We start from the raw sequence: 25,184 nt of genomic DNA, 5'->3' as shown, positions 1-25,184 counted from the left end.
TCAACCGCTGGCCAGATAAGCCAGAACTTTTCTGTTGCCTGCTGCTTGAAATGGCGAACATGAGAGTGGGGAGGAGTTGGAGGTGGGGGTGTGAGCGCCACACCTTCATTGGCTATCGCTCACACCCCCACCCTGGCCTTCCCCACAAGGGGGAGGGAATGGGCCCCTGCATCTCATCGCAGTCCGCCCGCGATTTAGGGGCCAGACATTCAGGATGGAAGCTGCGGCGTACCCGCTATCGAACCAGCTTCTCAGGCTAATAACCGAATGTGTCGGCCTTATGCGAATTCCATGATCACGGCATCGACCGCGAGGCTGTCGCCTTCCTTGGCGTGGATCTTGGAGATGGTGCCATCGCGCTCGGCGCGCAGCACGTTCTCCATCTTCATCGCCTCGACGATGCAGAGCGGCTCGCCCGCCTTGATCTCCTGGCCGACGGAAACGCTGATCGCCTTCACCAGCCCCGGCATCGGGCAGAGCAGCTGCTTGCCCGTATCGGCCTCCAACCGTTCCGGCATCAGGGCCGCCAGTTCAGCCTCGCGCCTGGTATAGACCCGCACCTCGGCCGAGGCCCCGGCATGGGACAGCACCACGCCGTTGAGGATCGTGCGCACCTGCACGGCGACCTCTTCACCACCGACCGTGCCGGTCCAGACCGGCTGGCCGGGCACCCAGCCCGAGAGGATGGGCCAGGCCTGACCGTCGATGACGACCGCAAAGCCGCCCTCGATGTCCTCGATCACGACCTCGTGTCTCTGGCTCCCCAGCAGCACCACGCGCTCGCGGTCGAACTTTACGCTGGAAACCTGGCGCATCTGGCCCGAGATGTGGCGCTTGCGCTCGTTGAGCAGATGGTCGATGGCGGCCCCCACGGCCGCCATGCGCAAGGCCACCTCGCCCTCCGGTGCCGGCGCCTTGAACCCTTGCGGGAACTCCTCGGCGATGAAACCGGTGGAGAGTTTTCCGCTTTGCCAGCGCGGATGCTGCATCAGGGCCGAGAGGAACGGGATGTTGTGGCGGATGCCATCGATGGCGAAGGCATCGAGCGCGGTGGCCTGCGCCTCGATCGCCTGTTCGCGCGTCGGAGCGTGCGTCACGAGCTTGGCGATCATCGGATCGTAATAGATCGAGATCTCACCGCCTTCGTACACGCCGGTGTCGTTGCGCACCGTGACGCCGTGATGCTCGCCTTCCTGCGGCGGGCGGTAGGTGACGAGGCGGCCCGTCGAGGGCAGGAAGTTGCGCACCGGGTCTTCGGCATAGATGCGGCTTTCCACCGACCAGCCGTTAAGCTTCACGTCGCTCTGGGACAGTCGCAGCTTCTCGCCGGCGGCAACGCGGATCATCTCCTCGACGAGGTCGATGCCAGTGATTAGCTCGGTCACCGGATGCTCCACCTGCAGGCGGGTGTTCATCTCGAGGAAGTAGAACGACTTGTCCTGGCCGGCGACGAACTCCACCGTGCCGGCGGAATCGTAGCCGACAGCCTTGGCCAAGGCGACCGCCTGCTCGCCCATGAGGCGGCGGGTGGCTTCGTCGAGCAGCGGCGACGGCGCCTCCTCGATGACCTTCTGGTTGCGGCGCTGGATCGAGCATTCGCGCTCGCCCAGGTAGATCACATTGCCATGCTTGTCGCCGAGCACCTGGATCTCGATATGGCGCGGATCGGTGATGAACTTCTCGATGAAGACGCGGTCATCGCCGAAGGAGGACGCCGCCTCCGACTTGGCGCGGGCGAAACCCTCGGCGACCTCGCCGGCGGAATAGGCGATGCGCATGCCCTTGCCTCCGCCGCCGGCGGAGGCCTTGATCATCACCGGATAGCCGATCTCATTAGCGATCTGCACCGCCTGCTCCGGCCCCTCGATCACGCCGAGATAGCCGGGCACGGTCGAGACCTTGGCGGCGGCCGCCGCCTTCTTCGACTCGATCTTGTCGCCCATGGCCGCGATGGCGCCCGGGTTCGGGCCGATGAAGACGATGCCGGCTTCGGCGAGCGCCTTCGGGAAGGCCTCGCGCTCGGACAGGAAGCCGTAGCCCGGATGGACGGCCTGGGCGCCAGTGGCCTTACAGGCCTCGATGATCTTCTCGATCACGAGATAGGATTGGGCGGCGGCGGCCGGACCGATATGAACGGCCTCGTCGGCCATCTCCACGTGGAGGGCATCCCGATCGGCATCGGAATAGACGGCCACCGTCTTGATGCCCATGCGCCGGGCGGTCTTGATGACCCGGCACGCAATCTCGCCCCGGTTCGCAATCAGGATCTTGTCGAACATGAACCCTCGAACGCTCCACCCAAACAATTAAGCCCCACCTCCGTTACTGCACATCCGTGCCTTGGGGAAGCGGGGCTTCGTCAGCATTTAGCGTTAGATCAGGCACATCCCTCAGGCAGCCATCTGGGAGAGCCTCGCCTGCTGGCGTCCGCGCATGATGAAATCGAGGAGCGCCACATCCACATAGCCGGCCTCATCGAGGATAGCGTAGGCGATGTTCATGGCGTTCGGGGATGGGCCGCTGATCTCCAGCAGGGTGGCGAGCCAGAAGGCATCGTCGTTGCTGACGACGCCATGGGGCGCCCGGTTCCAGACGACGAAATCGACCACGAGCTTGGTGAGCGTCGTTCCCCAGTTCTCCTCCGCGTCGACGACACGGTCGAGCGCCAGCAGGGACTCGACCTCGAGACGGCTTGTGATGCCGCCTTCCAGGATCCCGCCCTGAAGCATCGTCACGTCTTCATCCGAAACATACTTGGTCTCGGAGATCCTCTCGATGAAATCGCGAAGTTGATCCTTCATCATCCCTTTGGCTCCCGCCGGCTTTTCTTTGGCTCTCCGCCGGTTGATCGCTTGTCTTGAGGATGACTCTCACACGGATGGCAGGCCTAAACCGTTAATACGACATGCTGAATCGTCGTTGAGGTTAAGCCTTGTTGAGAGACTTTGGTTGCTGGAATCTTGCCGAACCGAATTCTCCAGGAATCACGCGGATTTGCCCATTCGGTGGTTCGGGCTTTGCAATCCCGCAAGGTCGCTCTTTCCGCACTTCATCGGGTTTCGGTGGTACATATCTTCCTGCCAAGCGACGCAAATCCGCGCTCGCTCGTTAAGGATTAGTCCCATGCGGCACCACGGTATTCATCACGTCACTGCCATCGCTGGCCCCGCCCGTCGCAATCTCGACTTCTACACCCGCGTGCTTGGCCTGCGCCTCGTCAAGAAGACCGTCAACTTCGACGATCCCGGCACCTATCACCTCTATTTCGGCGACAGCCTCGGCCAGCCGGGCTCGATCCTGACGTTCTTCCCGTGGGAGCATGTCGCACCGGGACGCAACGGGATCGGCTCGACGCAGGAGACCTCGTTCAGGGTGCCTGAGGCGTCACTTGGCTACTGGGCGCATCGCTTCATCGAGCAGGGCGTCGGGCACGGCACGGTGGAGAAGCGCTTCGGACAGAGCGTGCTGACCTTCAAGGACCCGCACGGCACGAGCCTTGTGCTCGTCGGTACTCCGAACGCGGAGAGCGAGCCCGCCTGGACGGTCGAAGGCATTCCGGCTGAGCATGCGATCCGCGGCCTGGAGGGCGTGACGCTCCTCGTCGAGAACGGCGAGCGGACCGGCGCGATCCTCACCGACGTGTTCGGCTTTCGCGAGACCGCCCGCGATGGGTCCCTCGTGCGCTACAAGTCCGACGCGCTGATGGGCAGCACGGTCGACATTCGCAGCGCCGGCGGCTTCCTGCCGGGCCGGCTGGGCGGCGGTTCCGTCCACCACGTGGCGTTCCGCGCCAAGGACGATGCCGACCAAGCCGAGATGGTGAAGAAGCTCGCCGAGAAGCACGGCATCGAGACCACGGAGCAGAAGGACCGCAACTATTTCCGGTCCGTCTATTTCCGCGAGCCGGGCGGCATTCTCTTCGAGATCGCCACCGACGAGCCGGGCTTCGCCGCCGACGAAGCGCAGGACAGCCTGGGCGCCGCGCTGAAGCTCCCCGCCTTCCTGGAGCCTCGGCGCAGCGATATCGAGGCTCACCTGCCGGAACTGGCGTAACCTAAAAGCCCTCTCCCCTATGCGGGAGAGGGTGGCGAACGGAGTGAGCCGGGAGAGGGGAAGTCATCGAACGAACACAACCCCTCTCCCACCCTGCTTCGCAGGGCACCCTCTCCCGCAAAGGGGAGAGGGAGATAATCGAGGAACCCCATGACCGAACCGTCCTTCATCCACCGCTTCGAGCCCGCCACGGATCCTAACCGCCCGCCGCTCCTGCTGCTCCATGGTACCGGCGGCGACGAGAACGATCTTCTCGGCCTCGGCCGCACGATTTCCCCCGGCTCCGCTCTCATTTCCCCGCGCGGCAAGATCCTGGAGAACGGCATGCCCCGCTTCTTCCGCCGTCTTGCGGAAGGCGTGTTCGACGAGGAGGATGTGAAATTCCGCGCGAATGAACTGGCGGATTTCGTCGCCGAGGCGCGTGAGGCTTACGGTCTTGAAGCACCCATCGCGATGGGCTTTTCCAACGGCGCCAACATCGCCGCCGCCATGCTGATGCTGCGGCCGGAGTCTCTAGCCGGTGCGGCGCTGCTGCGCGCCATGGTGCCGCTGTCGAACGCACCGCGAGCGGACCTCGCGGGCAAGCGCGTACTGATGATCTCCGGCGCCATGGACCCGATCATCCCAGTCGACAATGCGAAGCAACTCGCCACGTCGCTATCGGCATCCGGTGCGGATGTTCAGCACCAGATGCTGCCCACGGGGCACAACCTGTCGCAGACGGATTTGCAGCTGTTGGTGAAATGGTTTGCCGAATAGGTGCTTTTCAGAACCTCCACTGTCATCCCCGCGAACGCGGGGATCCATAACCATGACGTTTCAAGAAGAGGCGAGCAGCGTCATACATCACCTTGCAACGTCAGCGGTTATGGATTCCGGGCTCCGCTGCGCGGCCCCGGAATGACAGTAAGAGTGTAAGCTGCTCTATCATGGCCGGGCTCGTTCCGGCCACTCACGTCTTATGCAGCGCTCAAAACACCCGTCTCGAAGAACCGCTCCATCGCCTCTTCCGCCGGCTTGATGTCGATGCCCCTGCCCTGAAGCCACGCATCGTCGAAATGCGTGCTGCGGTAGCGCTCGCCGGAATCGCAGAGCAGCGTCACCACGGAGCCCTTTTCACCGTTTTTCACCATCTCACCGACGATCTGAGCGACCGCCCACAAGTTCGTGCCGGTGGAGCCGCCGCAGGAGCGGCCGATGCGGCGCGAGAGCACGCGCGCGGCCGCGATGCTCGCCGCATCGGGCACGGCGAAAGCGCGGTCGATGAGCTCCGGCACGAAGGACGGCTCGCAGCGCGGACGGCCAATTCCCTCGACGACCGATGGCGAGCCTGAGACGTTGCACACGGCACGATCCGCGAGATGCCGGTGAAACACGGACGCCTCCGGATCGGCGAGACACAGCTTCGTCGGCAGGCGACGATAGCGGATGTAGCGCCCGAGCGTCGCCGAAGTGCCACCGGTCCCCGCCCCCACCACGATCCAGCTCGGAACAGGATGCTCCTCGTGCGTCATCTGGCTGAAGATGGATTCGGCGATGTTGTTGTTGCCGCGCCAGTCCGTCGCCCGCTCGGCATAGGTGAACTGGTCCATGTAATGACCGCCGAGTTCCTCCGCGAGCCGCGCGCTTTCCGAATACATCTCGGCAGGTGAGTCCACGAAGTGACTCTCGCCGCCATAGAAGGCGATCTGCGCGATCTTTTCGGCGGACGTGGACCGCGGCATCACGGCGATGAAGCGCAGGCCCAGCATCCGGGCGAAATAAGCCTCCGACACGGCGGTCGATCCGCTCGAAGCCTCAATGATCGTGGTCTGAGGCCCGATCCAGCCGTTGCACAGCCCATACAGAAACAGCGACCGCGCCAGCCGATGCTTCAGGCTCCCCGATGGATGGGTCGATTCATCCTTGAGATACAGCTCGATCCCCGGCACTGCCGGCAGCGGCACCCGCAAGAGATGCGTATCCGACGAGCGGTTGAAATCCGCCTCGATGATCTGGATGGCGGTGGAAACCCAGGAGCGGGGACACGGGATGGTCATGGACATGTCTCGGCCGGCGTTGGCAAAAGTGCCCGGATCGGGTGATCCCGAGCCCGGACTATTGGAAGCAACGCCTTATCGAGGTCGGCCGCGCAACGCAATGGTGCGCCAAGTCCATATGGCCGCCCGTCGGAAACAGCCCAATGCTATGGACGTGCGGCGGCCGTGACAGCGAGATTCGGCGTTGTGCCCTTCGGAGCCGCGATGGAATGGAGCCCTTCGGCGATGAGCTGGGCCATGCAATCATAGCCATGATCGCCCATGTGGAATCCGTCGCCGGACAACATGGAATGCAGGACATCCGATGACCGCTCACCCCAGCCTTTCATGAGCGCATAGCGAGAAAACACCGGAACCTGTTCGGCCGCGGCAGTCGCACCTACGAGGCTCACGAACCGCTCGTAACGGTTGAGATCCTTGATGGCCGGATAATATTGCTGGTCGACAAGAACCACCTCGACGCCAAGGGCCTGTGCGGCATCGATCCCCTGCCTGAGGAGAGTCGAAAACCGGGCTTCGTCGCCTCCCTTGATGGCGTCGTTCGTGCCGACCTGCCAGATGACCAGATCCGGCTTGCTGGATTTCAGGGCCGCCTCGAGGCGGCCGACCGTCTCAGAGATCGTCTCTCCGCCCTTTCCGGCGTTCTCGACAGTGACTGTTCCCTTTCCCATCCGGGTCAGGTCGGCCTGAAGCTGGGCCGGATAGGAGAAGTCCGGAGAGGAGGCCCCGATCCCTTGCGTCGAGGAGGATCCGATGGCCAGGACCCGAACGGGCTCATGATGCCTCAGCCTTGATGCGACCCGCTCCAGCCCCGTCGGGCCCGAGAAGACCGGCTGGGAAGCGCGGCAGCTTGCATCCCCCGCAAATGCGGCACTGCTCGCGCTAACAAGGAGAAACGACGCTACCGCGGAAGCTGTCCGGGCGATACCGAAACGAGGCCATGTTTTTCGACCCGCTCCTGCCTGGGAGCGGTCGAGCCTTTCTTTTTCCATTCGAGGTATCGTGCGAGCAGGAGGAGTCCGAGGATGCCGAATATGGTGAATACCATACCGACGATGTGCGGACTAGCGGACGACTTCACGGCCGCAAGCGTCATCGTGACCTCCCCGAGGGCGCTCAGGATGGACCCGATGGCAAAGACCGGCAGGGAATACCGTCCCAGGCGCATCATTTCGGCGCCGAAGACGGTTCCCTGGAGTGCCTGACCGAAGCGAATCTGCGTCACCACATAGGCCAGCGCCAGGAAGTGAAGCAGGCGACCGAGACCGAGATCGCTCTTGATGATGTCGAGATTGACGAAGGCGCTCCAGAGCAGGTTCGGTGCCAATCCGAACGCATTCGTCATGGTGACCAGCGACGCGGCGAGGAAGGCGACGGCGCCCACAAACGCAGGACGCCAATAGAGCGAGCCCCGCTCGGACAGGAATGCCCCCGTGAAGATTCCCATCGTGAACAGAAGCTGCCATGCGAAGGGATTGAAGAACCATCTTCCTGGCTCAGGCCAGCTCGGCAAAGCGAGCACATCGGCGCGAGCGAGCGCATAGATTCCGAGAGACACGGCAGCGGCCAGCACCACATGAATCCGCATCAGGATCATGATCACCGGTGCCCACAGCATCAGGGCGATATAGAGGGGCAGAATGTTGAAGTAACCGAGTTGATGTCCGAGCAGAAGAATGCCCGTGATGCCACGCGCCGTATCGTCGAACACGGCGCTCCGGCCGTGCGCCTCGAGCATGCCGATATCGTCGCTGAGCACATAGCCGACGGAGAACAAAGCCACGGCTATCCCAGTCAGGATCAGGTGCATGCGGTAGAGCTCGAACGAGCGCTGAAAGCATCGTCTGACGACATCCAGAATGCCGCTCTGAGGCAGCTTCGGATAATAAACGAGAGCAACCGATAGGCCGGAGATGAAGACGAAGGCTTCCGCCGCATCGGAGAAGCCGTAATTGCGCGGGGTCAAGTGCTCGAGAATATTGCCTGGAACGTGATTGACGAAGATGATGACGAGGACGAGTCCCCGCCAGAAATCGATCACCGTATTGCGGCCTCTCGAGGCGTGCATTCCCAATCCTCGCAGTTTTTTGGATAGCGACAGAACGCCAGAAAACGGCAGCGGGATCCGATGAACGTCATCAACTCTTCGAGACGGATTCGGCCCTTGAGCCGGTATCCCAAATCAAACTTGGCGAGGCAAGCGTGACAGAGAACCGCGTATGAGCTGGGCGGTCCTACGCGGCGCGCTTGTCAGTTTTCGTGAAGCTCTGGATTTCGTTAGAGGCCAGCGCGCAACCCTCCGCCGTTACAGCGGAATGTTGTCGTGCTTCTTCCAGGGTCGCTCGCTCTCCTTGTGCCGCAGCATGGCGAGAGCACGCGCAATCCGCCGGCGCGTCGAATGCGGCATGATCACCTCGTCGATATAGCCGCGCTCGGCTGCGACAAACGGTGACATGAAGCGGTCCTCGTATTCCTTGGTGCGCGCCGCGATCTTGTCCGCATCGCCGATGTCCTGACGGAAGATGATCTCGACCGCGCCCTTGGCGCCCATCACGGCGATCTGCGCGGTCGGCCAGGCGTAGTTGATGTCGCCGCCGATATGCTTCGAGGCCATCACGTCATAGGCGCCGCCGAAGGCCTTGCGCGTGATGACGGTGACCAGCGGCACGGTCGCTTCCGAATAGGCGAAGAGCAGCTTCGCGCCGTGCTTGATCAGGCCGCCATATTCCTGCGCCGTGCCCGGCAGGAAGCCCGGCACGTCCTCGAAGGTGACGATCGGAATGCCGAAGGCATCGCAGAAGCGCACGAAGCGCGCGGCCTTGCGCGATGCGTCGGAATCGAGCACGCCGGCGAGCACCATCGGCTGGTTGGCGACGAAACCGACCGTGCGGCCCTCGACGCGGCCGAAGCCGGTGATGATGTTCTTCGCGTAGGATTCCTGGATTTCGAAGAAGTCGCCCTCGTCCACGACCTTCAGGATCAGCTCCTTCATGTCGTAGGGCTTGTTCGGATTGTCCGGGATCAGGGTGTCGAGGCTGTCGTCGGTCCGGTTCGGATCGTCGAAGCTCGGGATCTCCGGCACGCCGTCCATGTTGTTGGCCGGCAGGAAATCGATCAGGCGGCGCACCTGCAGCAGCGCCTCGACATCGTTGTCATAGGCGCCGTCCGCCACCGACGACTTGGTGGTGTGCACCTTGGCGCCGCCGAGTTCCTCCGAGGTCACCGTCTCGTTGGTGACGGTCTTCACCACATCGGGGCCGGTGACGAACATATAGGAGCGGTCGCGCACCATGAAGATGAAGTCGGTCATGGCGGGCGAATAGACGTCGCCGCCGGCGCACGGGCCCATGATCACCGAGATCTGCGGGATCACGCCCGAGGCGATGACATTGCGCTTGAACACCTCGCCATAGCCGCCGAGCGCCGCCACGCCCTCCTGGATACGGGCGCCGCCGGCATCGAACAGGCCGACGATGGGGGCGCGCATCTTCAGCGCCATGTCCTGGATCTTGATGATCTTCTGGGCGTGTGCCTCGGACAGCGAGCCACCGAAGACGGTGAAGTCCTTGGCGAAGACGAAGACGGTGCGGCCATTCACGGTGCCCCAGCCGGTGACGACGCCGTCGCCGGGGATCTTGACCTTCTCCATGCCGAAATCGGTGGAGCGGTGCTCGACGAACATGTCGAACTCCTCGAACGAGCCCTTGTCGAGCAGGAGCTCGATGCGCTCGCGGGCGGTGAGCTTGCCGCGGCCGTGCTGCGCCTCGATGCGCTTCGCGCCGCCGCCTAGGCGAGCCTGTGCACGCCGCTCCTCAAGCCGTTCAAGCATGTCTTTCATCGGGGATCCCTGGATGCCGGGGGAAATGTTGCTTCCCGCTTAGCACAGCCGCGCTGAGCCCAAAATCCCACTATCGGCGTGTGCTCCGCAGCACTTCACAGGGACGGTGGAGCAAGGTAGGAGCGGAGCGTTATAATGTTATAATTGAGCTGATATGACGAAGATCCATAAATCTGCGGCCGTCGCCGTGTCCCTCTCCCTCATGGCAGCGGCTTGTGCGAGCCGTTCGGAGGATGTTGGAGCTGCCTATGTCTCATCGGTCACATACCAGAGCTATAGCTGCAAGGAGTTGAGCCTTGAGGCTCAGAGGGTCAGCAGCGCCGCCGCTGCCGCGTCCGGAGCACAGGACTCGCAGCGTACCAAGGATGTGGTCGCTACGACGGCCGCCGTCGTCATCTTCTGGCCCGCTGCCTTCTTCGTGGGCGGTGACAATGCCAAGACGGCGGAACTGGCCAACCTGAAGGGCCAGTTGCAGGCCATCGAGGCCGCCTCGATTCAGAAGAAGTGCGGGATCAGCTTCCAACGCACCTGATACGGAATACAGAGATCGCGAGCCGCCGATGTGATCGCATCGGCGGCTTTTCTTATTGATTGGATAGGCGATAGACCTTTGAAGCCGCCTTGAAATCGGCCTCGCGCCGGCGGCGGCGCTCCATGGCCTCGTGATCCTCGCCCCAGACACCTTCCTGGTAGAGTTCGTCCACATGGGCGGCGGCCCAGGCCTGGTCCGCGTCCATCTGCTGCGCCGCGTGGGCGAGCGCGATCAGCACCGAACCGGAAAGCGTCGTCATCACGTGCAGGGCGGCGAGCGCGAAGGGCGAACGGTTCTGCTCGATGGCCCTGCGGATCGCGGCGATCGCCTCCTCCGGCTGGGTCACATGCATGACGCCCTCGCCCAGGGTGAAACGGGCGCCATGGGCATCCTTGGCCCAATCGAGAACCGGACGCCATGCCTCGTCCTGGGCTTTGGCCAGCCGCTCGGGCTCGCCGGCGCGATAGTAGACCAGATCGGACCCTGCATAGCGGACGAGATCATCCACCACCTCCGCCTGCCGGGGCGTGACGCCGTCGATGGCGGAGTTGACGATGCGGGTGATCGGCATGGTCGAGGGGTCGATCTCGTCCCCCTGCCCCTGCCATTCCGCGGCCAGCGCCTCGGCCAAGCCTCGTGAAGGCACGGCCAGGGTCTGCTTGCCGGGGGTCTTGGCGGTGCGCCCATCCAGAGTGAGCAGGAACTGGCCGTCCCGCTCCTCGACGTCAGCGTCCTTGTAGAAGCGCTTGGGCAGGGTGGGCTTCATGCCGGCCTGGGCGGCCCGCATCGGGTTCGGTTCCTCTTCGGACGGGAACCAGTCGCGTGAATCGGTCATGGGCATCAAATGGGTTTCAGGCGGAAATCTTCGAGGGCGTATTCAGGAATTCCTGCAGCACCGTCTCAAGCTCGGCATAGGAATGCACGATGGGTCCCGCCCCCGCCTCGGTGAGAGCCGATACGGGCTGGAAGCCCCAGGAGACGCCTACGCCCAGTACCCCGGCAGCGCGGGCCATGCCCATGTCGAAGCTCGAATCCCCGACCATGACCGTGTCATGGGGGCTGGCTCCCGTCTCCCGCATCGCCTGCAGGATCATGCCCGGATGAGGCTTCGACGGCGCATCGTCGGCGGTCTGGATCGAGGAGAAGACCCCATGCCAACCGAAATGGTTGACGATGCGCGCCACGCCGCGCTGGGAATTGCCGGTGGCGATCCCAAGCAGCACATCCTCGCGACGGCGCAGCATCTCGATGCACGCGCCGGCCCCGGGAAAGAGCGGCTCGGCATGAGCCGGATCCCGGCGCAAGGTGATGGAGACCTCCTTATAGGTCCTCACCAGGCTCTCGATGGGTGCTTTCGGCCCCGCCAGCGCCATGAAGGCCTCCGGCAGCGAAAGACCGACGATGGAGAGCGCACGTTCCCGGCTCGGTGGCTCCAGGCCATGGGCCGCGAAGGTCCTCTGCTGCGCCGCGATGATGATGTTCTGGCTGTCGACCAGCGTGCCGTCGACATCGAAGAGAATGAGCTTCAAGGATCTCTCTCGGTCCGAAGGAGAAGACGGCGCTTTAGCTTTGCGGCTTGTCGGCGTGGCAGAACTGCGGCGTGTTCATGTTCCAGTTGCCGCACTTGTCGCAGGCGGTGGCCATGAGGCCGAGGCCGATGACGGCGATGATACGGATGATGCGCTTCATGATGGGAGCCCCCTTGGTGGCGCGCACCTTATTCAATAATCCGTGCCGCTGCCAGAAGGCACTGATGGGAAACAATCTTTCACATCGCGGTTTTTCCTCCCGTCGGCCTGTAATCGTGCCTAGATCATGAGTAGGATAGGGTTTGTGCGGAAAATGGGCCAAGAAGAATAGATGATAACGACCGAGGCCATGGACAGGGATTCTCTGCTGCACAGACTTGCGGAACTGGAGCGCGAGAATCGCGAACTGCGGGCCCGGCTGCAGGAACAACCGAGTCCGGCCGCTTCCCATCCCAAGTCGGCAAATGGCGATGCGGCGGATGACAGCGACTGGCCGCTCCATGTCAGCGAGGAGAAACTCAGACAGATAGCCGATCATCTGCCGGCCCTCGTTGCCTATGTGGACACAGACCAGCGCTACCGCTTCAACAACCGTGCTTACGAGACTTGGATCGGGCGCACGCCGGAAAGTCTGTATGGGCTCCGTATTTGGGAGGCCGTCGGTTCCCCGGCCTATGAGCGGACGAGACCCTATATCGAGGCTGCCCTCGCCGGGGAGCGGACCGGGCACGAATGGTGGGCGCCCTTTCGCACAGGCATGCGCTACATCAAATCGGATTACATCCCCGACCGCGACGAGGACGGTCGCGTCATCGGCTTTTATGTCCTTGCGTCCGATCTCACCGAATCCAAGCACTCGCAGGCGGCCTTGGCCGAAAGCGAGACCCGTCTGCGGCTCGCCATCGATGCCGGGCGCATGGCCGTCTGGGAAATCGAGACGGCGACGGACACGGTGACGGTCTCGCCGGAGCTGAAACGGCTGCTCGGGCTTTCTCCGGATGCAAATCTGACCACCGAGGACATCAGGGCACGTTACTATCCGGGAGAACGTGAACGCCTCCGCGCCACGGCCCTGGGCGCTCTCGCTCGTGGCGAACGGCACGTGGAGACCGAGCTGCGGATCGTCTGGCCGGACGGCTCCCTGCACTGGCTCCTGCTCCGGGCAGAGATGCAGGACATCAAGGACGGCATACCGGCACGGACCCTGGGCGTGGCGGTGGACATCACGGAGATGAAGAAGGCCGAGGAGCATCAGCGGCTCCTCATCAACGAACTCAATCATCGCGTGAAGAACACTCTGGCGACCGTCCAATCCATCGCTTCTCAGAGCCTGCGCAACGCAGAGACGGCGAACGAAGCCCGCGACGCGGTCGAGGGTCGTCTGTTCGCCCTCTCCCGCGCCCATGATGTGCTGACCCGCGAAAACTGGAACGGGGCCTATCTGCATCAGGTCGTTCAGGGAGCCATCGCTCCTTTCCAGGGCCATGGACACAGCCGCTTCGATCTTCGCGGTCAGGACATACGCCTGCCGCCCCGGATCGCGCTTGCGGTTGCCATGGCGCTTCAGGAGCTCGGCACAAATGCGGTCAAATACGGCGCCCTGTCCGATCAGACGGGACGCATTGCGATCCATTGGTCAGTGACGCAGCAGGCCGGTGGAGCGGCCTTGGAAATGACCTGGCGGGAGATGGATGGCCCAGCCGTTGCCGAGCCCGTTCGGCGAGGCTTCGGCACAAGGCTGATCGAGCGCAGTCTCGCTCAGGAACTCCACGGCGACGTCACCATCACCTTTGCGCCGGACGGCGTCGTTTGCACGATCAACGCGCCGCTGAACGAAGATGGTGACGCGAACCGGGAAGCGGTTCGCGCCTGAAAAGAACTGGCCGCGGGCTCAGGCGGCCAGTCTCGTCTCCTGCTTGGCGACGATCGCGCGGATCTCGTCACCTTCGATCGTCTCATGCTCCAGCAGCGCCTCGGTCAGGGCATCGAGGGCATCGCGGTTATCCTCGATGCAGGTCTTCGCGGCCGCATACATCTCGTCGATGATGCGACGGATTTCCTGCTCGACCTCGCGCGGGAGACTCTCGCCCGAGCGCGCGACGCGGACCATGCCGATGGCCGGGCTCATGCCCCATTCGGTCACCATCTTGGTCACGATATTGGTGGCATGAGCGATGTCGCTCGCAGCCCCCGTCGTGACCTTCTTGGGACCGAACACGACCTCTTCCGCAGCCCGTCCGCCCATGGCGACGATCAGGTCCGCCTCGAGCTTCTCCACCGGGATGCAGAACCGATCATGCTCCGGCAGCCGCATGACGAGGCCGAGAGCCTGGCCGTGCGGGATGATGGTGGCGCTGTGCACCTTGTCGGAGGCCGGCAGCAGGCAGGCGCAGAGCGCGTGACCCGCCTCATGCACGGCGACCAGCCTGCGCTCCTCGTCCGTAATCACGAGGGACCGCCGCTCGAGCCCCATGATGATCTTGTTGCGAGCCGCCTCCAGGTGGTCGCGCGTGACCTCCTCGACGCCCCCGCGCGCCGCGAAGATCGCCGCCTCGTTCAGGAGGTTGCCGAGATCGGCGCCTGAGAAGCCGGGTGTGCCCTTGGCGATCGAGGTGAGGCTGACACCCTCCGCAAGCTTCACGTTGCGGGCATGAACGTTGAGGATCGCCTCGCGGCCGGAAATATCGGGCAGGCCGATATGGACCTGACGGTCGAAGCGGCCGGGACGCAGCAGCGCCGGATCGAGCACGTCGACGCGGTTCGTCGCGCCGATGACGATCACGCCGGCGGTGGTGTTGAAGCCGTCCATCTCCACGAGAAGCTGGTTCAGCGTCGACTCGAATTCGCGGTCGGCCGCCGAGCCTCCGCCGCCGCGCTTGCGGCCGATGGCGTCGATCTCGTCGATGAAGATCAGGCACGGCGCCTTCTTGCGGGCCTGCTCGAAGAGCTTGGATACACGGCCCTTGGCGATGCCGATCAGAGGCGCCGAGAAATCGCTGCCCGATACGGCCATGAAGGAGACACCGGCCTCCCCGGCCAGTGCCTTGGCGATCAGGGTCTTGCCCGTTCCAGGCGGCCCGACCATCAGGAGGCCGCGGGGAATGCGGGCGCCCACCTTCGTAAAGGCTTCGGAATCGCGTAAGAAGGCGATCACCTCCTGCAACTCGGCCTTGGCTTCCTCCTGGCCCGCGACATCGTCGAAGCGGTTCGGAATGCTCCGGACGACCTTGGGCCAGCGCGAGGTCGGCTTGAAGTCGGTCTGGATCGCCAGCATGAGGAGCACGGCCGCCACAAGAATAATCGGCACCAGGATGCTGGCGAGATGGGCCGCGTCGAAACCGGGCTTCTTGAAATCGACCTCCGCGCCGGAGGCGGTGATCCGCTCGATGTAATCGGCGCTCACGAGGCCATTGGGCATGCGCACGAAAACGTTCCTGTCCGCCATCGAGACGGAGAGACCGCCGCTCTCGATCAGGACCTTCTGGACCTTCTTGTCGGCGAGGTCTCGTGTGAATTCCGAATAGGTGATCTCGACAGCAGGCTCGGCCAGCAGACGGGGGCCGATGAACACGGCGGCTGCAATGACCAGGGCAAGGATGGCGGCTGAAACAGCCACGCTTTTCTTGGCCAGAACCCTTCTGGCTTTTTCGAGAACATTGGTCACGGGCGGCGCCCCCATAGCGCAGTATGGAATTTTTTGGAGGAGCCGCTGTTTAGTCGATTTTGACGCAGATCGCAGTACGGCGAATAGGCACACCCACCGAACGGCTAGAATCGGCATCAGTTCAGGAGATCGCTGTATTCCTTATGTCGGCGGATCCAGGCCCAGGCATAGCCGCAGAGCGGCGTGATCTTGCGCCCCTCCGAGCGGGCAATCTCAGCCACGCCCTGCATCAGTTCGCCAGCCGCCCCGGTACCGCGCAGCGGAATGGCGGCCTCCACATGGCGGATCACGAGATCGGATCCGCGCCGCTCGTAATTGGCGAAAGCGATATGCCCGTTCCGTTCGAGTTCGAACCGACGGTGGGCGGCGTTATCGCGAACGATGCTGCTCATGCTTCAACTCACGTTACAAACCTGTCGGAGACCAACGTTGCCCGACAGACGGCGTTCCGCAACTGGGAAAGGCTCGACACGTACAGACTGAGCGGATGAATACCCTTTACCCCTCGCTACGCGCCCTTGCGGGACTGACACTGCATTCCAAGCCCCCGCGCGTCATGGCCGGGCTTGTCCCGGCCATCCACGTCCTTACAGCGTCGCAGTTCCCAAGGCGTGGGTCCCCGGGACAAGCCCGGGGATGACGGCGGAAGTGTACCCTCGAGATGATGTTCTTGTTCTTCTTTTGTTCTTGACAATGATCCTAACCTCGGCTATATCATTGCCTCAGATCTGCTCCTGAGAGGGGCGCGCTCGCGAGGCGTCGCAGTGTGGGAGCAGGCACGGTCCCGTGCACGCACTGAACGCAGGTGCGGGTGACGGGAGGCCCAGGATGTGGGTTGGTGGTCGGGATCGGTCGCAGGCCGCCGTCGCGCAGACGGTCACCGCCGGCGGCGGTTGACTGAGCCGGCCTCGCCTGTCCGCCTAAAGAAGCCGTGCGCGGAGAGGCAGTTCGGCTCTTCCATCTCCCATCAGACATCGAGCCGGGCTGCCCGTCGCGCCACCCTCGATCACCACTCAGGCTCGCAGCGCAAGCTGCGGGCCACACGGTGCTGGCTCTTTGACAGACCCATCCCCACCCACAGCCGTCATGGCCGGACGTGATCCGGCCATCCACGTCTTGGGAACCACAGCGCTGCATAAGACGTGGATCCCCGGGACAAGCCCGGGGATGACGCGGAGAGCAATATCACTGGACACGTCATCCTGAACGGCAAAGCCAATCCGGAAACGTTTTCAGAACGATCGAGCGAAATCTCCCACCGAGCAGATTTCAGATCGACGTCAGCCGTCGCTCCAACCCCGCCTTCACCGCAGGCCATTCCTCCCGGACGATGCTGTAGGTCGCTGTGTCGCGGATGTGCCCGTCGGGCATGATCATGTGATGGCGCAGGATACCGTCGAGCTTGGCACCAAGGCGCTCGATGGCGGCACGGGACTGGTCGTTGCGGGCATGAGTGCGAATCTCGACAGAAATACAGCCTAGCGTCTCGAAGGCATGGCGCAGCATGAGGAACTTCGCCTCGGTGTTGACGAAGGTCCGCTGCCAGGACTTGGCAATCCAGGTGGTCCCGATCTCGACCCGATGATTGGCGGCATCGATGTTCATGTAGCGCGTCGAGCCGACAACCCGATTGCCGTCGTTCACCACCGTGGCGAAAGGAAGGGCAAGGCCTGCGGTCTGAAGTTCCAGCGCCTTCTGCACGTAAGCTTCGAACCCTTCCGGCCGGGGCACGGTCGTAGTCTTCTTCTCCCAAAGCTCGCCATCGCTGGCGGCGATGCCCAGAGCCGGGACATCCGCGAGGCTCAGCGGACGCAAGGTCAAACGATCCGTCGAGAGGGTTACGGGCTCGATTTGCAGCATGAGAGAAGTGCCTTTCCGATCTGCTGCTTTGTCTCCGATTCAGGGACGGCCTGCAACGGTCAAGGCACCATCAGGAGGCGGATAGCCTCCTGACGTGGTTGTCCTTCGTATAAGAACGCGCCTCAGCTCAGCAGATAGACGAGGCCAGGCAGGCTCACGGCCAGAGCAGCGAGAACCCAGGCACCGACTGCGGATTCCCAGGTGACGTTGCCCGTCGCGTTCCGCAATCTCAGAGCGCAGGTCCCAGCTTCCATCGTGCGTCCGCTCAGGCACGAGCAGAGGGCATAATGGGCCTGACCGTCGGAGAGCGCGAAGTAACGCATGGCATCGCCGAGCCGGTCGCTCGCCAATCCGTCCGCACGCAGGATGGGATCATCATAGGCGACCGTGAGCGGCGAGTCGTCCTCGCGGACCAGCGCTCGCTCCGCCGGCGGCTTGTACTCGATTTCACCGAGGGAGTTCAGGCGGCGCTTGGGATCCCTTTCGAGCAGGTCGATCCAGCGCTGAAGTCGTTCCTCGCGGGAGAGCGGTCTCGGCTGAACGTCGGCTACGCTACGGAGCTGATCAAGAGGCTTGTGTTCCATCGATCTCCTCCTTGTCATCTCAACAGCCAAAAGGCTGAATGAGACACTTGATGCTGCGCTTGATGCGCGGCGAAAGTGCGACAGGGAGAATGATCGAAGGTGTTATGAAAGCTACTCTTCCGGCGCCTCGACGATGGGATCGTAGCGGCTCGTATCGAGGCCGAGGAGGTTGAAGCTCTGCTGCATGTGCGGCGGCAGCGGCGCGGTGACGTCGATGGGCTTGCCGGTGCGCGGATGCGCGATGACGATGCGGCGCGCGAGAAGATGCAGCTTGTTCTGGATGCCGCCCGGCAGCTCCCAGTTCTCGATGTCGAAATATTTCGGATCGCCGACGATGGGATGGCCGATATGAGCCGTATGGGCGCGCAGTTGGTGCGTGCGTCCCGTGACGGGCTTCAGCGACAGCCAGGCGAGCTTCTGTGCCGCCGTATCGACCACCGCGTAATAGGTCAGCGCGTGGCTCGCCCCCTCGTCGCCATGGCGCGCCACACGCATACGGGAATCGCCCTCGTCGGCTTCCTTGGCGAGATAGGTCGACACCCTGCCCTGCCGCACGCGCGGCACACCGGCGACGAGCGCCCAGTAGATCTTGCGCGTGGTGCGGGAACGGAAGGATTTCGCCATGGTCGACGCGGCAAAGCGCGTCTTGGCGATGACGAGGCAGCCGGCCGTGTCCTTGTCGAGACGATGCACGAGACGCGGCTTCTGCCCGTCGTCATCCTTGAGAGCTTCGAGCAGCCCGTCCACATGCCGCTTGGTGCCCGATCCGCCCTGGACGGCGAGCCCCATCGGCTTGTTGATGATGAGAACGTCCTTGTCCTCGTAGAGCGTGATCGACTTCAGGAAGTCGCGGTCGTCCTGGTCCTTGGCCGCATTGCGGGAGACCGGTCGCTGCTGATCGAGCTTCAAGGGAGGCACGCGGACTTTCTGCCCGGGCACCAGACGGTCGTTGGGCTGCGCCCTCTTGCCGTCGATGCGCAGCTCGCCTTTGCGGACGATGCGCTGGATATGGGTGAAGGCGAGTTGCGGGAAGCGGGCGACCAGAAAACGGTCGACGCGCATATCGGCCTCGTCGGACTCGACCACGAGAGTCTGCACGCCGGTCGCCAGCACTTCCTGGGCTGCCGCCTTGGCCTGAGCCCGTGTCGGCTGGCGCGGAGCTTCCGCCGCAGGCCTTGCCTGCTTCGGCCGTGCAGCCGGCTTCTCCCGCAAGGCCGATGCCGTGCGCGTCTTGCCCGCAGCCGATTTCAACCCGCCCAGCTTCGCCGAGGAGGACTTAGGCGATGAAGCCTTGCGCGCTGGCTTGTCCTCGCGCGAGCGAAAGCCCTGCCGGGCACCCGAGCGCCCACCGCGGGCACCATTCCGTTCTGAACCGCTTTTTCTCATGGATCTGTCGGTATCAGAGCGCCGCGCAGGCGGCAATCGAGGTTTAGGCGCTGATCGCTCTCACCAGGCCGAGGCCGGCGACCAATCCGGCGATGGAGAGAACCACCGAAGCGACCACATAAGTCGCGGCAAGCCCGAGTTGCCCCCGCTCCCAGATCAGCACCGCATCGAGAGAAAAAGCCGAGAAGGTAGTGAAGCCACCGAGAATTCCGGTCGTGAGGAAGAGCCGCAGAGGCTGGCTCCAACCCTCGCCCGCCTTGAAGGCGAGCCATCCGGCAAGAACGCCCATGATGAAGGAACCGACGACGTTGACCGTCAGCGTCCCCCACGGAAAAGCCGTTCCGCACATCCGGGCGCAGCCGACATTCACCCCATGCCGGAGCGCGCCGCCAATCCCGGCGCCCAGGAAGACGAGGAGATAGGATTTCATGCACCCAAGCTAGCAGCCTGCCTTCTGCTTGAACAAGGCCAGATCGCGTTCGACTTTTTCAAGATCCTGCCCTTTCACCTGCATAATGAGGCGGCAGGCTTCGTCACGATTTCCAGATTGCAATGTGGCCCAAGCCAAGTTCATGCGAGGCACGGCCCAATCGGAAGTGTCCTTCACGGCCTGCTCCAAGATCGGCTTCGCCTCGGCAGGACGATTGGCAATCAAGAGCATCCGGCCGTGATCGGCTCGCAATGACTTTGCGGGTGATTTCATGCGAGCGGCAATTCGGAAGAGTTCATCGGCGTAGTCAAAATCCTTGAACCGAGCAGAAACCACCATCGCAAAGCCATGATAGACACCGCTTTGTTGCGGATCGAGCAGATAACCCTGATTGAATCGTTTTGCGGCGGTAGCGATGTCATTGTCAGACAGGAAGGCTCGCATACCGGCAACGATCGCTGTTTCTGCCGCTTTCGACCTATCCGGAACCCTTTCCAGAATCGCATCGACGAGCTTCTTGTCGGCCGCCTTTTGGGCTTCGTTCTTTTCGGCAAAGTTGAAGAACGGCGCTTCGTTGTCCGGCACCCGGTAAGTCTTGCGGCTAACGCTGACGCCAGGAGAAACTTCGGCCTTCTGAGCCTGTGCAAGACCAGGGATGGTGGCCGTTACCAACCAGATCAGTAAGAGTATTGGTTTCCTCACATGCGCCTCCCTGCCCGTCTATCGTAACAGCAAAGAGGCTTATAGGATATACAGTTACTCAGATCGCTCCTTCCTGAGCTTCTCCCACCAATCCAGCCGCTTCCTGATCTCCCGCTCGAAGCCGCGATCCACCGGTTCGTAGAACTCCTGCTGCCCCAGCTTCTCGGGCCAGTAATCCTGGCCTGAAAAGGCGTCGGGTTCGTCGTGGTCGTAGCGGTAGCTCTCGCCATAGCCGATCTGCTTCATGAGCTTGGTCGGTGCGTTCAGGATTGTCTTGGGCGGCATGAGGGAGCCGTGCTCCTTCGCCACCCGGGTGGCGGCCTTGTAGGCAGTGTAGAGCGCATTCGATTTCGGCGCGGTGGCGAGATAGACGGCCGCCTGCGCCAGCGCCAGCTCCCCTTCCGGCGAGCCCAGAAAGTCGAAGGCATCCTTGGCCGCATTGGCGATAACAAGGGCCTGCGGATCGGCAAGTCCGATATCCTCTACCGCCATCCGAACGAGCCGGCGGGCGATGAAGAGCCGGTCCTCGCCCGCGTCCAACATGCGGGCGAGGTAATACAGCGCCGCGTCCGGATCGGAGCCTCGGACGGTTTTGTGCAGGGCGGAGATGAGGTTGTAATGCCCCTCCTGGCCCTTGTCGTAGATGGGTGCGCGGCGCTGGATGATCTCCTGCAGTTGCTCCGCATCGAAGATCTCGCCTGGCTTCGCCGACCGCCAGACTTCCTCGGCGAGCGTCAGGGCGGCCCGCCCGTCGCCGTCCGCCATGCGTACCAGTGACGCCCTCGCCTCCTCGTCGAGCGGCAGGCCTTTTCCCATAACCTCCTCCGCACGGGCCAGGATCTGCTCGATCGCCGCCTCGTCGAGGGACTTGAAGAGAAGCACTCGGGCACGGGAGAGGAGAGCAGCGTTCAGCTCGAAGGACGGGTTTTCGGTGGTCGCACCAACCAGCGTGATAGTGCCGTCTTCCATGACGGGCAGGAAGGCGTCGAGCTGGGCCCTGTTGAAGCGGTGGATCTCATCGACAAAGAGTAAGGTGCCCTTGCCAATGGAGCGCCTAAGGCGAGCCGCCTCAAAGACCTTCTTGAGATCCGCCACGCCGGAGAAGATGGCCGAGATCTGCTCGAAATGAAGCTCCGTCTCATGGGCAAGCAGGCGTGCGACGGTGGTCTTGCCGGTGCCGGGCGGGCCCCAGAAGATCAGGGATCCCAAGGTTTTCGATGCGATGAGCCGGGTCAGGATACCGTCCGCCCCCACGAGATGATCCTGGCCGACCACCTCGGAGAGCTTGGTCGGCCGCATCCTGTCCGCCAGCGGACGGGGCGCATTCTGGTCGAGGCCGGCAGAGGAAAACAGGTCACTCATGATGCTTTAGGGGCTCGGACACGGACGGAAATCATTATCCGATTTCCCTGCCGCCGTCCCGCCTATCGCCCGAAAACCGTTGTGAACACGCGCCCGCCCCGGCTGACGGTCACTTCCCAATAACCACTGTTGCGGTTGATCACGCGCTCGGCATCCTTGGTGGAGGCAAGCCTCTCGCCATTGATGGCGACGATCTGGTCGCCCTTTTCGAAGCCGACGCTGCCGGCGAGGCTGCGCTCGTCGATATCCGCAATCACCACGCCGTCATCCGCGATATCGATCTGCAGTTCGTCGGCGACCGCCGGCGACATATTCACGAGTGTGGCCCCGGCAAACGGCGTGCGATTGCGGCCGCGCACGGATTCCCGCGGTGGGTTCTCGGGCGGAGGCACAAGCTTCACCTGGACCGTCGTCTGCTTGCCGCCGCGCAGGACCGTGATCGGCGTCTGCCCCTGCGTGCCCTTGAGCGTAAAGCGGTAGCCGAAGGAATCCGGGTTATCGACCGGCTGTCCGTCGACCATCAGAATGGCGTCGCCCCGCTTGAGACCGGCTTCAGCAGCAGGTCCCTTGTCGTAGATAGCGGTCACGAGGACGCCGGTCGGGCGCTCCAGCCCGAGGCCGTTGGCGATATCGCCGTCCACGGGCTGGAGGCGTGCGCCGAGCCAGGGCCGGACCACGTTCTTCGCTCCGCCCCTGGCGGAATTCAGCACTACCCGAACCATGCTCGACGGCACCGCGAAACCGATGCCGATGCTGCCGCCGGAGCGGGAATAGATCGCCGTGTTGATGCCGACCACGCGGCCGCTCATGTCGATGAGCGCACCGCCCGAGTTACCGGGATTGATGGCGGCATCGGTCTGGATGAAGAACTGATAGTCCGAGATGCCGACCTGGGTGCGGGCGAGCGCCGAGACGATACCCTGAGTTACCGTCTGTCCGACGCCGAAGGGGTTGCCGATGGCGAGTACGAGGTCGCCGACTTGAAGGGCCTCCGAGTCACCAAGCTCGATCGCCTGCAGGTTGGTAGCGTCCTTCAGCTTGAGCACCGCGATATCCGTGCGGGGGTCGCGCAGCAGGATTTCAGCCTCGAATTCCCGCCGGTCGGCGAGGGCCACCTTCACCTCGTTCATGTTCTCGATCACGTGATTGTTCGTGATCACGAGCCCCGAGGGATCGACGATCACGCCCGAGCCGAGGGAGCTCTGGGACCGGCCGCGCGGCACGCCCGGTGCATTGTCACCAAAGAAGCGGCGGAAATAATCCTCGATGGCCGCGTTCTGCCGGCGGTCGTTGCGCTTGGCATAGACGTTGACGACGGATCCAGCGGTCTGGCGCACGACGGGCGCAAAGGACAGCTGGACCTGCGCCTTGCTTTCGGGAATGACGCGCTGCGTCTGTGCCTGTCCGCCGGCTGGGGCAAAGGCCAGTATGGCGGCGAGAAATCCGATCGCGGGGTTAAAGAAGCGCATTCCTGTCGAATCCTGTGTTCAAAGGCCGTTATGGATAGAACGCGGGAAGCGAAACACCAAGTTCCAACCGCGGGCTCCAGCATGGCCGACGAAAACAAAAAGGGCGGCCCGAAGACCGCCCTTCATGAAATCTCTGAACCGAGAGCTTACTCGGCCGCCTCGACAAGCTCGTCCTTCATGGTCGGGCCCGAATCCTGGCCGCGCGCATCGACGTCGCGGTCCACAAACTCGATCACGGCGAGCGGAGCATTGTCGCCGTAGCGGAAGCCGGCCTTCAGGACGCGGGTGTAGCCACCGTTGCGGTCCTGGTAGCGCTTGCCCAGCACCTCGAAAAGCTTCTTGACCATCGCCTCGTCGCGCAGCTTCGACATGGCGAGGCGGCGGGCATGCAAGTCGCCGCGCTTGCCGAGCGTGATCAGCTTCTCGACGACCGGACGCAGGTCCTTGGCCTTCGGAAGCGTCGTGACGATCTGCTCGTGCTTGATCAGCGCTGCCGCCATATTGGCGAACATGGCCTTGCGGTGTTCGGTCGTGCGGTTGAAGCGACGACCACGGAATCCGTGACGCATTGGCTTTCTCCTAAATCTTCCGGCCGCCGTGCCAAGGGACGGACCGTCTCTCTTGATTACCGCCGGTTTCCGGCGGGGTGGACCGAAGCCGCTTGTCAGGGAAGACGAGCGGCTTCGAAAATCTTAGTAGTGCTCTTCGAAGCGCTTCGCGAGGTCTTCGATGTTCTCCGGCGGCCAGCCCGGCACGTCCATGCCGAGGTGCAGGCCCATGCCGGCCAGAACTTCCTTGATCTCGTTTAGCGACTTGCGGCCGAAGTTCGGGGTGCGGAGCATTTCCGCCTCGGACTTCTGGATGAGGTCACCGATATAGACGATGTTGTCGTTCTTCAGGCAGTTCGCCGAACGGACCGACAGCTCGAGCTCGTCGACCTTCTTGAGGAGCGCCGGGTTGAACGGCAGCTGCGGCGCGGCAGCCGCGGCCTCTTCCTTGCGCGGCTCTTCGAAGTTGACGAAGACCTGGAGCTGGTCCTGCAGGATGCGGGCGGCATAGGCCACGGCATCCTCAGGCGTCACGGCGCCATTGGTCTCGACCGTCATGATCAGCTTGTCGTAGTCGAGAATCTGGCCCTCGCGGGTGTTCTCGATGCGATAAGAGACCTTCTTTACCGGGCTGTAGAGCGAGTCGACCGGAATGAGGCCGATCGGCGCGTCCTCGGTGCGGTTGCGCTCGGCCGGAACATAGCCCTTGCCGGTATCGACCGTGAACTCCATGCGGATCTCGGCGCCCTCGTCGAGGGTGCAGAGCACGAGTTCGGGGTTCAGAATCTGCACGTCGCCGACCGTGTTGATGTCGCCAGCGGTGACGGCTCCGGGGCCGGTCTTGCGGAGCGTCATGCGTTTCGCGCCCTCGCCCTGCATCTTGATGGCGATCGTCTTCACGTTGAGGACGATATCGGTCACGTCCTCGCGGACGCCCGGGATGGACGAGAACTCGTGCAGCACGCCGTCGATATGGATCGCAGTCACTGCCGCGCCCTGGAGCGACGACAGGAGGACCCGGCGCAGCGAGTTGCCGAGCGTCGTGCCAAAGCCACGCTCGAGCGGCTCGGCCACGACCGTCGCGATACGCTTCGGATCGTCGCCGGGGGCAACTTCAAGCTTGTTCGGCTTAATCAGCTCTTGCCAGTTCTTTTGGATCACAACCACACCTCATGAGGTACGGCTTGA

Annotated in this window: 24 protein-coding genes; 4 read left to right on the top strand and 20 right to left on the bottom strand. The window is 63.2% G+C overall.

Annotation, left to right across the window (positions count from 1 at the left end; genetic code table 11):
- Positions 1-278 precede the first annotated feature (278 nt).
- Entirely contained in the window at positions 279-2,279 is a 2,001-nt protein-coding gene (locus JO965_RS09665) for an acetyl/propionyl/methylcrotonyl-CoA carboxylase subunit alpha (protein WP_203443432.1), read from the bottom strand.
- Positions 2,280-2,390: 111 nt separating this feature from the next.
- Positions 2,391-2,804 (bottom strand): hypothetical protein, encoded by a 414-nt coding sequence (locus tag JO965_RS09660; protein WP_203443431.1) that lies wholly within the window; start codon positions 2,802-2,804, stop codon positions 2,391-2,393.
- Positions 2,805-3,123: 319 nt separating this feature from the next.
- On the opposite strand from JO965_RS09660, the gene JO965_RS09655 reads away from it, so the two are divergent.
- Positions 3,124-4,053 carry a ring-cleaving dioxygenase gene (locus tag JO965_RS09655; RefSeq protein WP_203443430.1) on the top strand — a complete coding sequence of 310 codons (930 nt, stop codon included), beginning with the start codon at positions 3,124-3,126 and terminating at the stop codon, positions 4,051-4,053.
- A 150-nt stretch (positions 4,054-4,203) separates the two neighbouring features.
- Positions 4,204-4,812, top strand: coding sequence for an alpha/beta hydrolase (locus JO965_RS09650; RefSeq protein ID WP_203443429.1), 609 nt, complete (start codon positions 4,204-4,206; stop codon positions 4,810-4,812).
- 200 nt (positions 4,813-5,012) lie between these two features.
- Here the strand turns inward: JO965_RS09650 and JO965_RS09645 are convergent, their stop codons facing one another.
- The 4 genes from JO965_RS09645 to JO965_RS09630 all read right to left on the bottom strand — a co-directional run bounded on the left by JO965_RS09645 (position 5,013) and on the right by JO965_RS09630 (position 9,930).
- Entirely contained in the window at positions 5,013-6,092 is a 1,080-nt protein-coding gene (locus JO965_RS09645) for a PLP-dependent cysteine synthase family protein (RefSeq protein WP_203443428.1), read from the bottom strand.
- Between the two features lie 146 nt (positions 6,093-6,238).
- Positions 6,239-7,084 carry an SGNH/GDSL hydrolase family protein gene (locus JO965_RS09640; RefSeq protein WP_203443427.1) on the bottom strand — a complete coding sequence of 282 codons (846 nt, stop codon included), beginning with the start codon at positions 7,082-7,084 and terminating at the stop codon, positions 6,239-6,241.
- Positions 6,994-8,160, bottom strand: coding sequence for an OpgC family protein (locus JO965_RS09635; RefSeq protein WP_203443426.1), 1,167 nt, complete (start codon positions 8,158-8,160; stop codon positions 6,994-6,996). The genes JO965_RS09640 and JO965_RS09635 overlap by 91 nt, the downstream gene beginning before the upstream one ends.
- A 237-nt stretch (positions 8,161-8,397) precedes the next feature.
- Positions 8,398-9,930, bottom strand: coding sequence for an acyl-CoA carboxylase subunit beta (locus JO965_RS09630; RefSeq protein WP_203443425.1), 1,533 nt, complete (start codon positions 9,928-9,930; stop codon positions 8,398-8,400).
- 154 nt (positions 9,931-10,084) lie between these two features.
- On the opposite strand from JO965_RS09630, the gene JO965_RS09625 reads away from it, so the two are divergent.
- Positions 10,085-10,462 (top strand): hypothetical protein, encoded by a 378-nt coding sequence (locus JO965_RS09625; RefSeq protein WP_203443424.1) that lies wholly within the window; start codon positions 10,085-10,087, stop codon positions 10,460-10,462.
- A gap of 52 nt (positions 10,463-10,514) precedes the next feature.
- On the opposite strand, the gene JO965_RS09620 is transcribed toward JO965_RS09625, so the two are convergent.
- From JO965_RS09620 to JO965_RS48900, 3 genes are read right to left on the bottom strand one after another with little or no spacing between them, the layout of a single operon-like run.
- Positions 10,515-11,297 (bottom strand): ATP12 family chaperone protein, encoded by a 783-nt coding sequence (locus tag JO965_RS09620; protein ID WP_246776789.1) that lies wholly within the window; start codon positions 11,295-11,297, stop codon positions 10,515-10,517.
- A gap of 16 nt (positions 11,298-11,313) precedes the next feature.
- Positions 11,314-11,991, bottom strand: a complete 678-nt coding sequence (locus tag JO965_RS09615; RefSeq protein WP_203443423.1) for an HAD-IA family hydrolase — start codon at positions 11,989-11,991, stop codon at positions 11,314-11,316.
- 34 nt (positions 11,992-12,025) lie between these two features.
- Positions 12,026-12,151, bottom strand: coding sequence for a hypothetical protein (locus JO965_RS48900; protein WP_256451910.1), 126 nt, complete (start codon positions 12,149-12,151; stop codon positions 12,026-12,028).
- A gap of 171 nt (positions 12,152-12,322) precedes the next feature.
- Between JO965_RS48900 and JO965_RS09610 the strand changes: the two genes are divergently transcribed.
- A complete protein-coding gene (locus JO965_RS09610) occupies positions 12,323-13,864 on the top strand; it encodes a sensor histidine kinase (RefSeq protein ID WP_203443422.1) in 1,542 nt (513 codons plus the stop codon).
- Between the two features lie 18 nt (positions 13,865-13,882).
- Here JO965_RS09610 and ftsH read toward each other — a convergent pair whose 3' ends face one another.
- From ftsH to JO965_RS09555, 11 genes are all read right to left on the bottom strand, one after another.
- Entirely contained in the window at positions 13,883-15,655 is a 1,773-nt protein-coding gene (ftsH, locus tag JO965_RS09605; protein ID WP_203443421.1) for an ATP-dependent zinc metalloprotease FtsH, read from the bottom strand.
- 116 nt (positions 15,656-15,771) lie between these two features.
- Positions 15,772-16,047, bottom strand: coding sequence for a GNAT family N-acetyltransferase (locus tag JO965_RS09600; protein ID WP_203443420.1), 276 nt, complete (start codon positions 16,045-16,047; stop codon positions 15,772-15,774).
- Between the two features lie 877 nt (positions 16,048-16,924).
- Entirely contained in the window at positions 16,925-17,515 is a 591-nt protein-coding gene (locus tag JO965_RS09595; protein ID WP_203443419.1) for a GNAT family N-acetyltransferase, read from the bottom strand.
- Positions 17,516-17,637: 122 nt separating this feature from the next.
- Positions 17,638-18,099, bottom strand: a complete 462-nt coding sequence (locus JO965_RS09590) for a hypothetical protein (RefSeq protein ID WP_203443418.1) — start codon at positions 18,097-18,099, stop codon at positions 17,638-17,640.
- Positions 18,100-18,210: 111 nt separating this feature from the next.
- Positions 18,211-19,485 (bottom strand): RluA family pseudouridine synthase, encoded by a 1,275-nt coding sequence (locus tag JO965_RS09585; protein WP_203443417.1) that lies wholly within the window; start codon positions 19,483-19,485, stop codon positions 18,211-18,213.
- A 43-nt stretch (positions 19,486-19,528) separates the two neighbouring features.
- On the bottom strand, positions 19,529-19,915 hold the full coding sequence (gene crcB / locus JO965_RS09580) for a fluoride efflux transporter CrcB (RefSeq protein ID WP_203443416.1): 387 nt from the start codon (positions 19,913-19,915) through the stop codon (positions 19,529-19,531).
- A 9-nt stretch (positions 19,916-19,924) separates the two neighbouring features.
- Entirely contained in the window at positions 19,925-20,617 is a 693-nt protein-coding gene (locus JO965_RS09575; RefSeq protein WP_203443415.1) for a M48 family metallopeptidase, read from the bottom strand.
- 54 nt (positions 20,618-20,671) lie between these two features.
- Positions 20,672-21,979 carry a replication-associated recombination protein A gene (locus tag JO965_RS09570; RefSeq protein ID WP_203443414.1) on the bottom strand — a complete coding sequence of 436 codons (1,308 nt, stop codon included), beginning with the start codon at positions 21,977-21,979 and terminating at the stop codon, positions 20,672-20,674.
- Positions 21,980-22,041: 62 nt separating this feature from the next.
- Entirely contained in the window at positions 22,042-23,448 is a 1,407-nt protein-coding gene (locus JO965_RS09565; RefSeq protein ID WP_203443413.1) for a Do family serine endopeptidase, read from the bottom strand.
- A 146-nt stretch (positions 23,449-23,594) separates the two neighbouring features.
- The gene (gene rplQ / locus JO965_RS09560; RefSeq protein WP_203443412.1) at positions 23,595-24,017 is read right to left on the bottom strand and encodes a 50S ribosomal protein L17; all 423 of its coding nucleotides are present in this window, start codon (positions 24,015-24,017) and stop codon (positions 23,595-23,597) included.
- A 123-nt stretch (positions 24,018-24,140) separates the two neighbouring features.
- Entirely contained in the window at positions 24,141-25,163 is a 1,023-nt protein-coding gene (locus tag JO965_RS09555; RefSeq protein WP_170316116.1) for a DNA-directed RNA polymerase subunit alpha, read from the bottom strand.
- Positions 25,164-25,184 lie beyond the last annotated feature (21 nt).

Source organism: Microvirga sp. VF16, from assembly GCF_016864375.1.
Classification (GTDB): Bacteria; Pseudomonadota; Alphaproteobacteria; order Rhizobiales; family Beijerinckiaceae; genus Microvirga.
Note: the sequence above shows the minus strand (reverse complement) of the source record. Positions and strands in the feature narration are given on the sequence as shown.

Coding starts and splice junctions, on each gene's coding strand:
- JO965_RS09665 (WP_203443432.1), bottom strand. CDS start 2,279: ATGTTCGACAAGATCCTGATTGCGAACCGGGGCGAGATTGCGTGCCGG.
- JO965_RS09660 (WP_203443431.1), bottom strand. CDS start 2,804: ATGATGAAGGATCAACTTCGCGATTTCATCGAGAGGATCTCCGAGACC.
- JO965_RS09655 (WP_203443430.1), top strand. CDS start 3,124: ATGCGGCACCACGGTATTCATCACGTCACTGCCATCGCTGGCCCCGCC.
- JO965_RS09650 (WP_203443429.1), top strand. CDS start 4,204: ATGACCGAACCGTCCTTCATCCACCGCTTCGAGCCCGCCACGGATCCT.
- JO965_RS09645 (WP_203443428.1), bottom strand. CDS start 6,092: ATGACCATCCCGTGTCCCCGCTCCTGGGTTTCCACCGCCATCCAGATC.
- JO965_RS09640 (WP_203443427.1), bottom strand. CDS start 7,084: ATGGAAAAAGAAAGGCTCGACCGCTCCCAGGCAGGAGCGGGTCGAAAA.
- JO965_RS09635 (WP_203443426.1), bottom strand. CDS start 8,160: ATGCACGCCTCGAGAGGCCGCAATACGGTGATCGATTTCTGGCGGGGA.
- JO965_RS09630 (WP_203443425.1), bottom strand. CDS start 9,930: ATGAAAGACATGCTTGAACGGCTTGAGGAGCGGCGTGCACAGGCTCGC.
- JO965_RS09625 (WP_203443424.1), top strand. CDS start 10,085: ATGACGAAGATCCATAAATCTGCGGCCGTCGCCGTGTCCCTCTCCCTC.
- JO965_RS09620 (WP_246776789.1), bottom strand. CDS start 11,297: ATGACCGATTCACGCGACTGGTTCCCGTCCGAAGAGGAACCGAACCCG.
- JO965_RS48900 (WP_256451910.1), bottom strand. CDS start 12,151: ATGAAGCGCATCATCCGTATCATCGCCGTCATCGGCCTCGGCCTCATG.
- JO965_RS09610 (WP_203443422.1), top strand. CDS start 12,323: ATGATAACGACCGAGGCCATGGACAGGGATTCTCTGCTGCACAGACTT.
- JO965_RS09600 (WP_203443420.1), bottom strand. CDS start 16,047: ATGAGCAGCATCGTTCGCGATAACGCCGCCCACCGTCGGTTCGAACTC.
- JO965_RS09595 (WP_203443419.1), bottom strand. CDS start 17,515: ATGCTGCAAATCGAGCCCGTAACCCTCTCGACGGATCGTTTGACCTTG.
- JO965_RS09590 (WP_203443418.1), bottom strand. CDS start 18,099: ATGGAACACAAGCCTCTTGATCAGCTCCGTAGCGTAGCCGACGTTCAG.
- JO965_RS09585 (WP_203443417.1), bottom strand. CDS start 19,485: ATGAGAAAAAGCGGTTCAGAACGGAATGGTGCCCGCGGTGGGCGCTCG.
- crcB (WP_203443416.1), bottom strand. CDS start 19,915: ATGAAATCCTATCTCCTCGTCTTCCTGGGCGCCGGGATTGGCGGCGCG.
- JO965_RS09570 (WP_203443414.1), bottom strand. CDS start 21,979: ATGAGTGACCTGTTTTCCTCTGCCGGCCTCGACCAGAATGCGCCCCGT.
- JO965_RS09565 (WP_203443413.1), bottom strand. CDS start 23,448: ATGCGCTTCTTTAACCCCGCGATCGGATTTCTCGCCGCCATACTGGCC.
- rplQ (WP_203443412.1), bottom strand. CDS start 24,017: ATGCGTCACGGATTCCGTGGTCGTCGCTTCAACCGCACGACCGAACAC.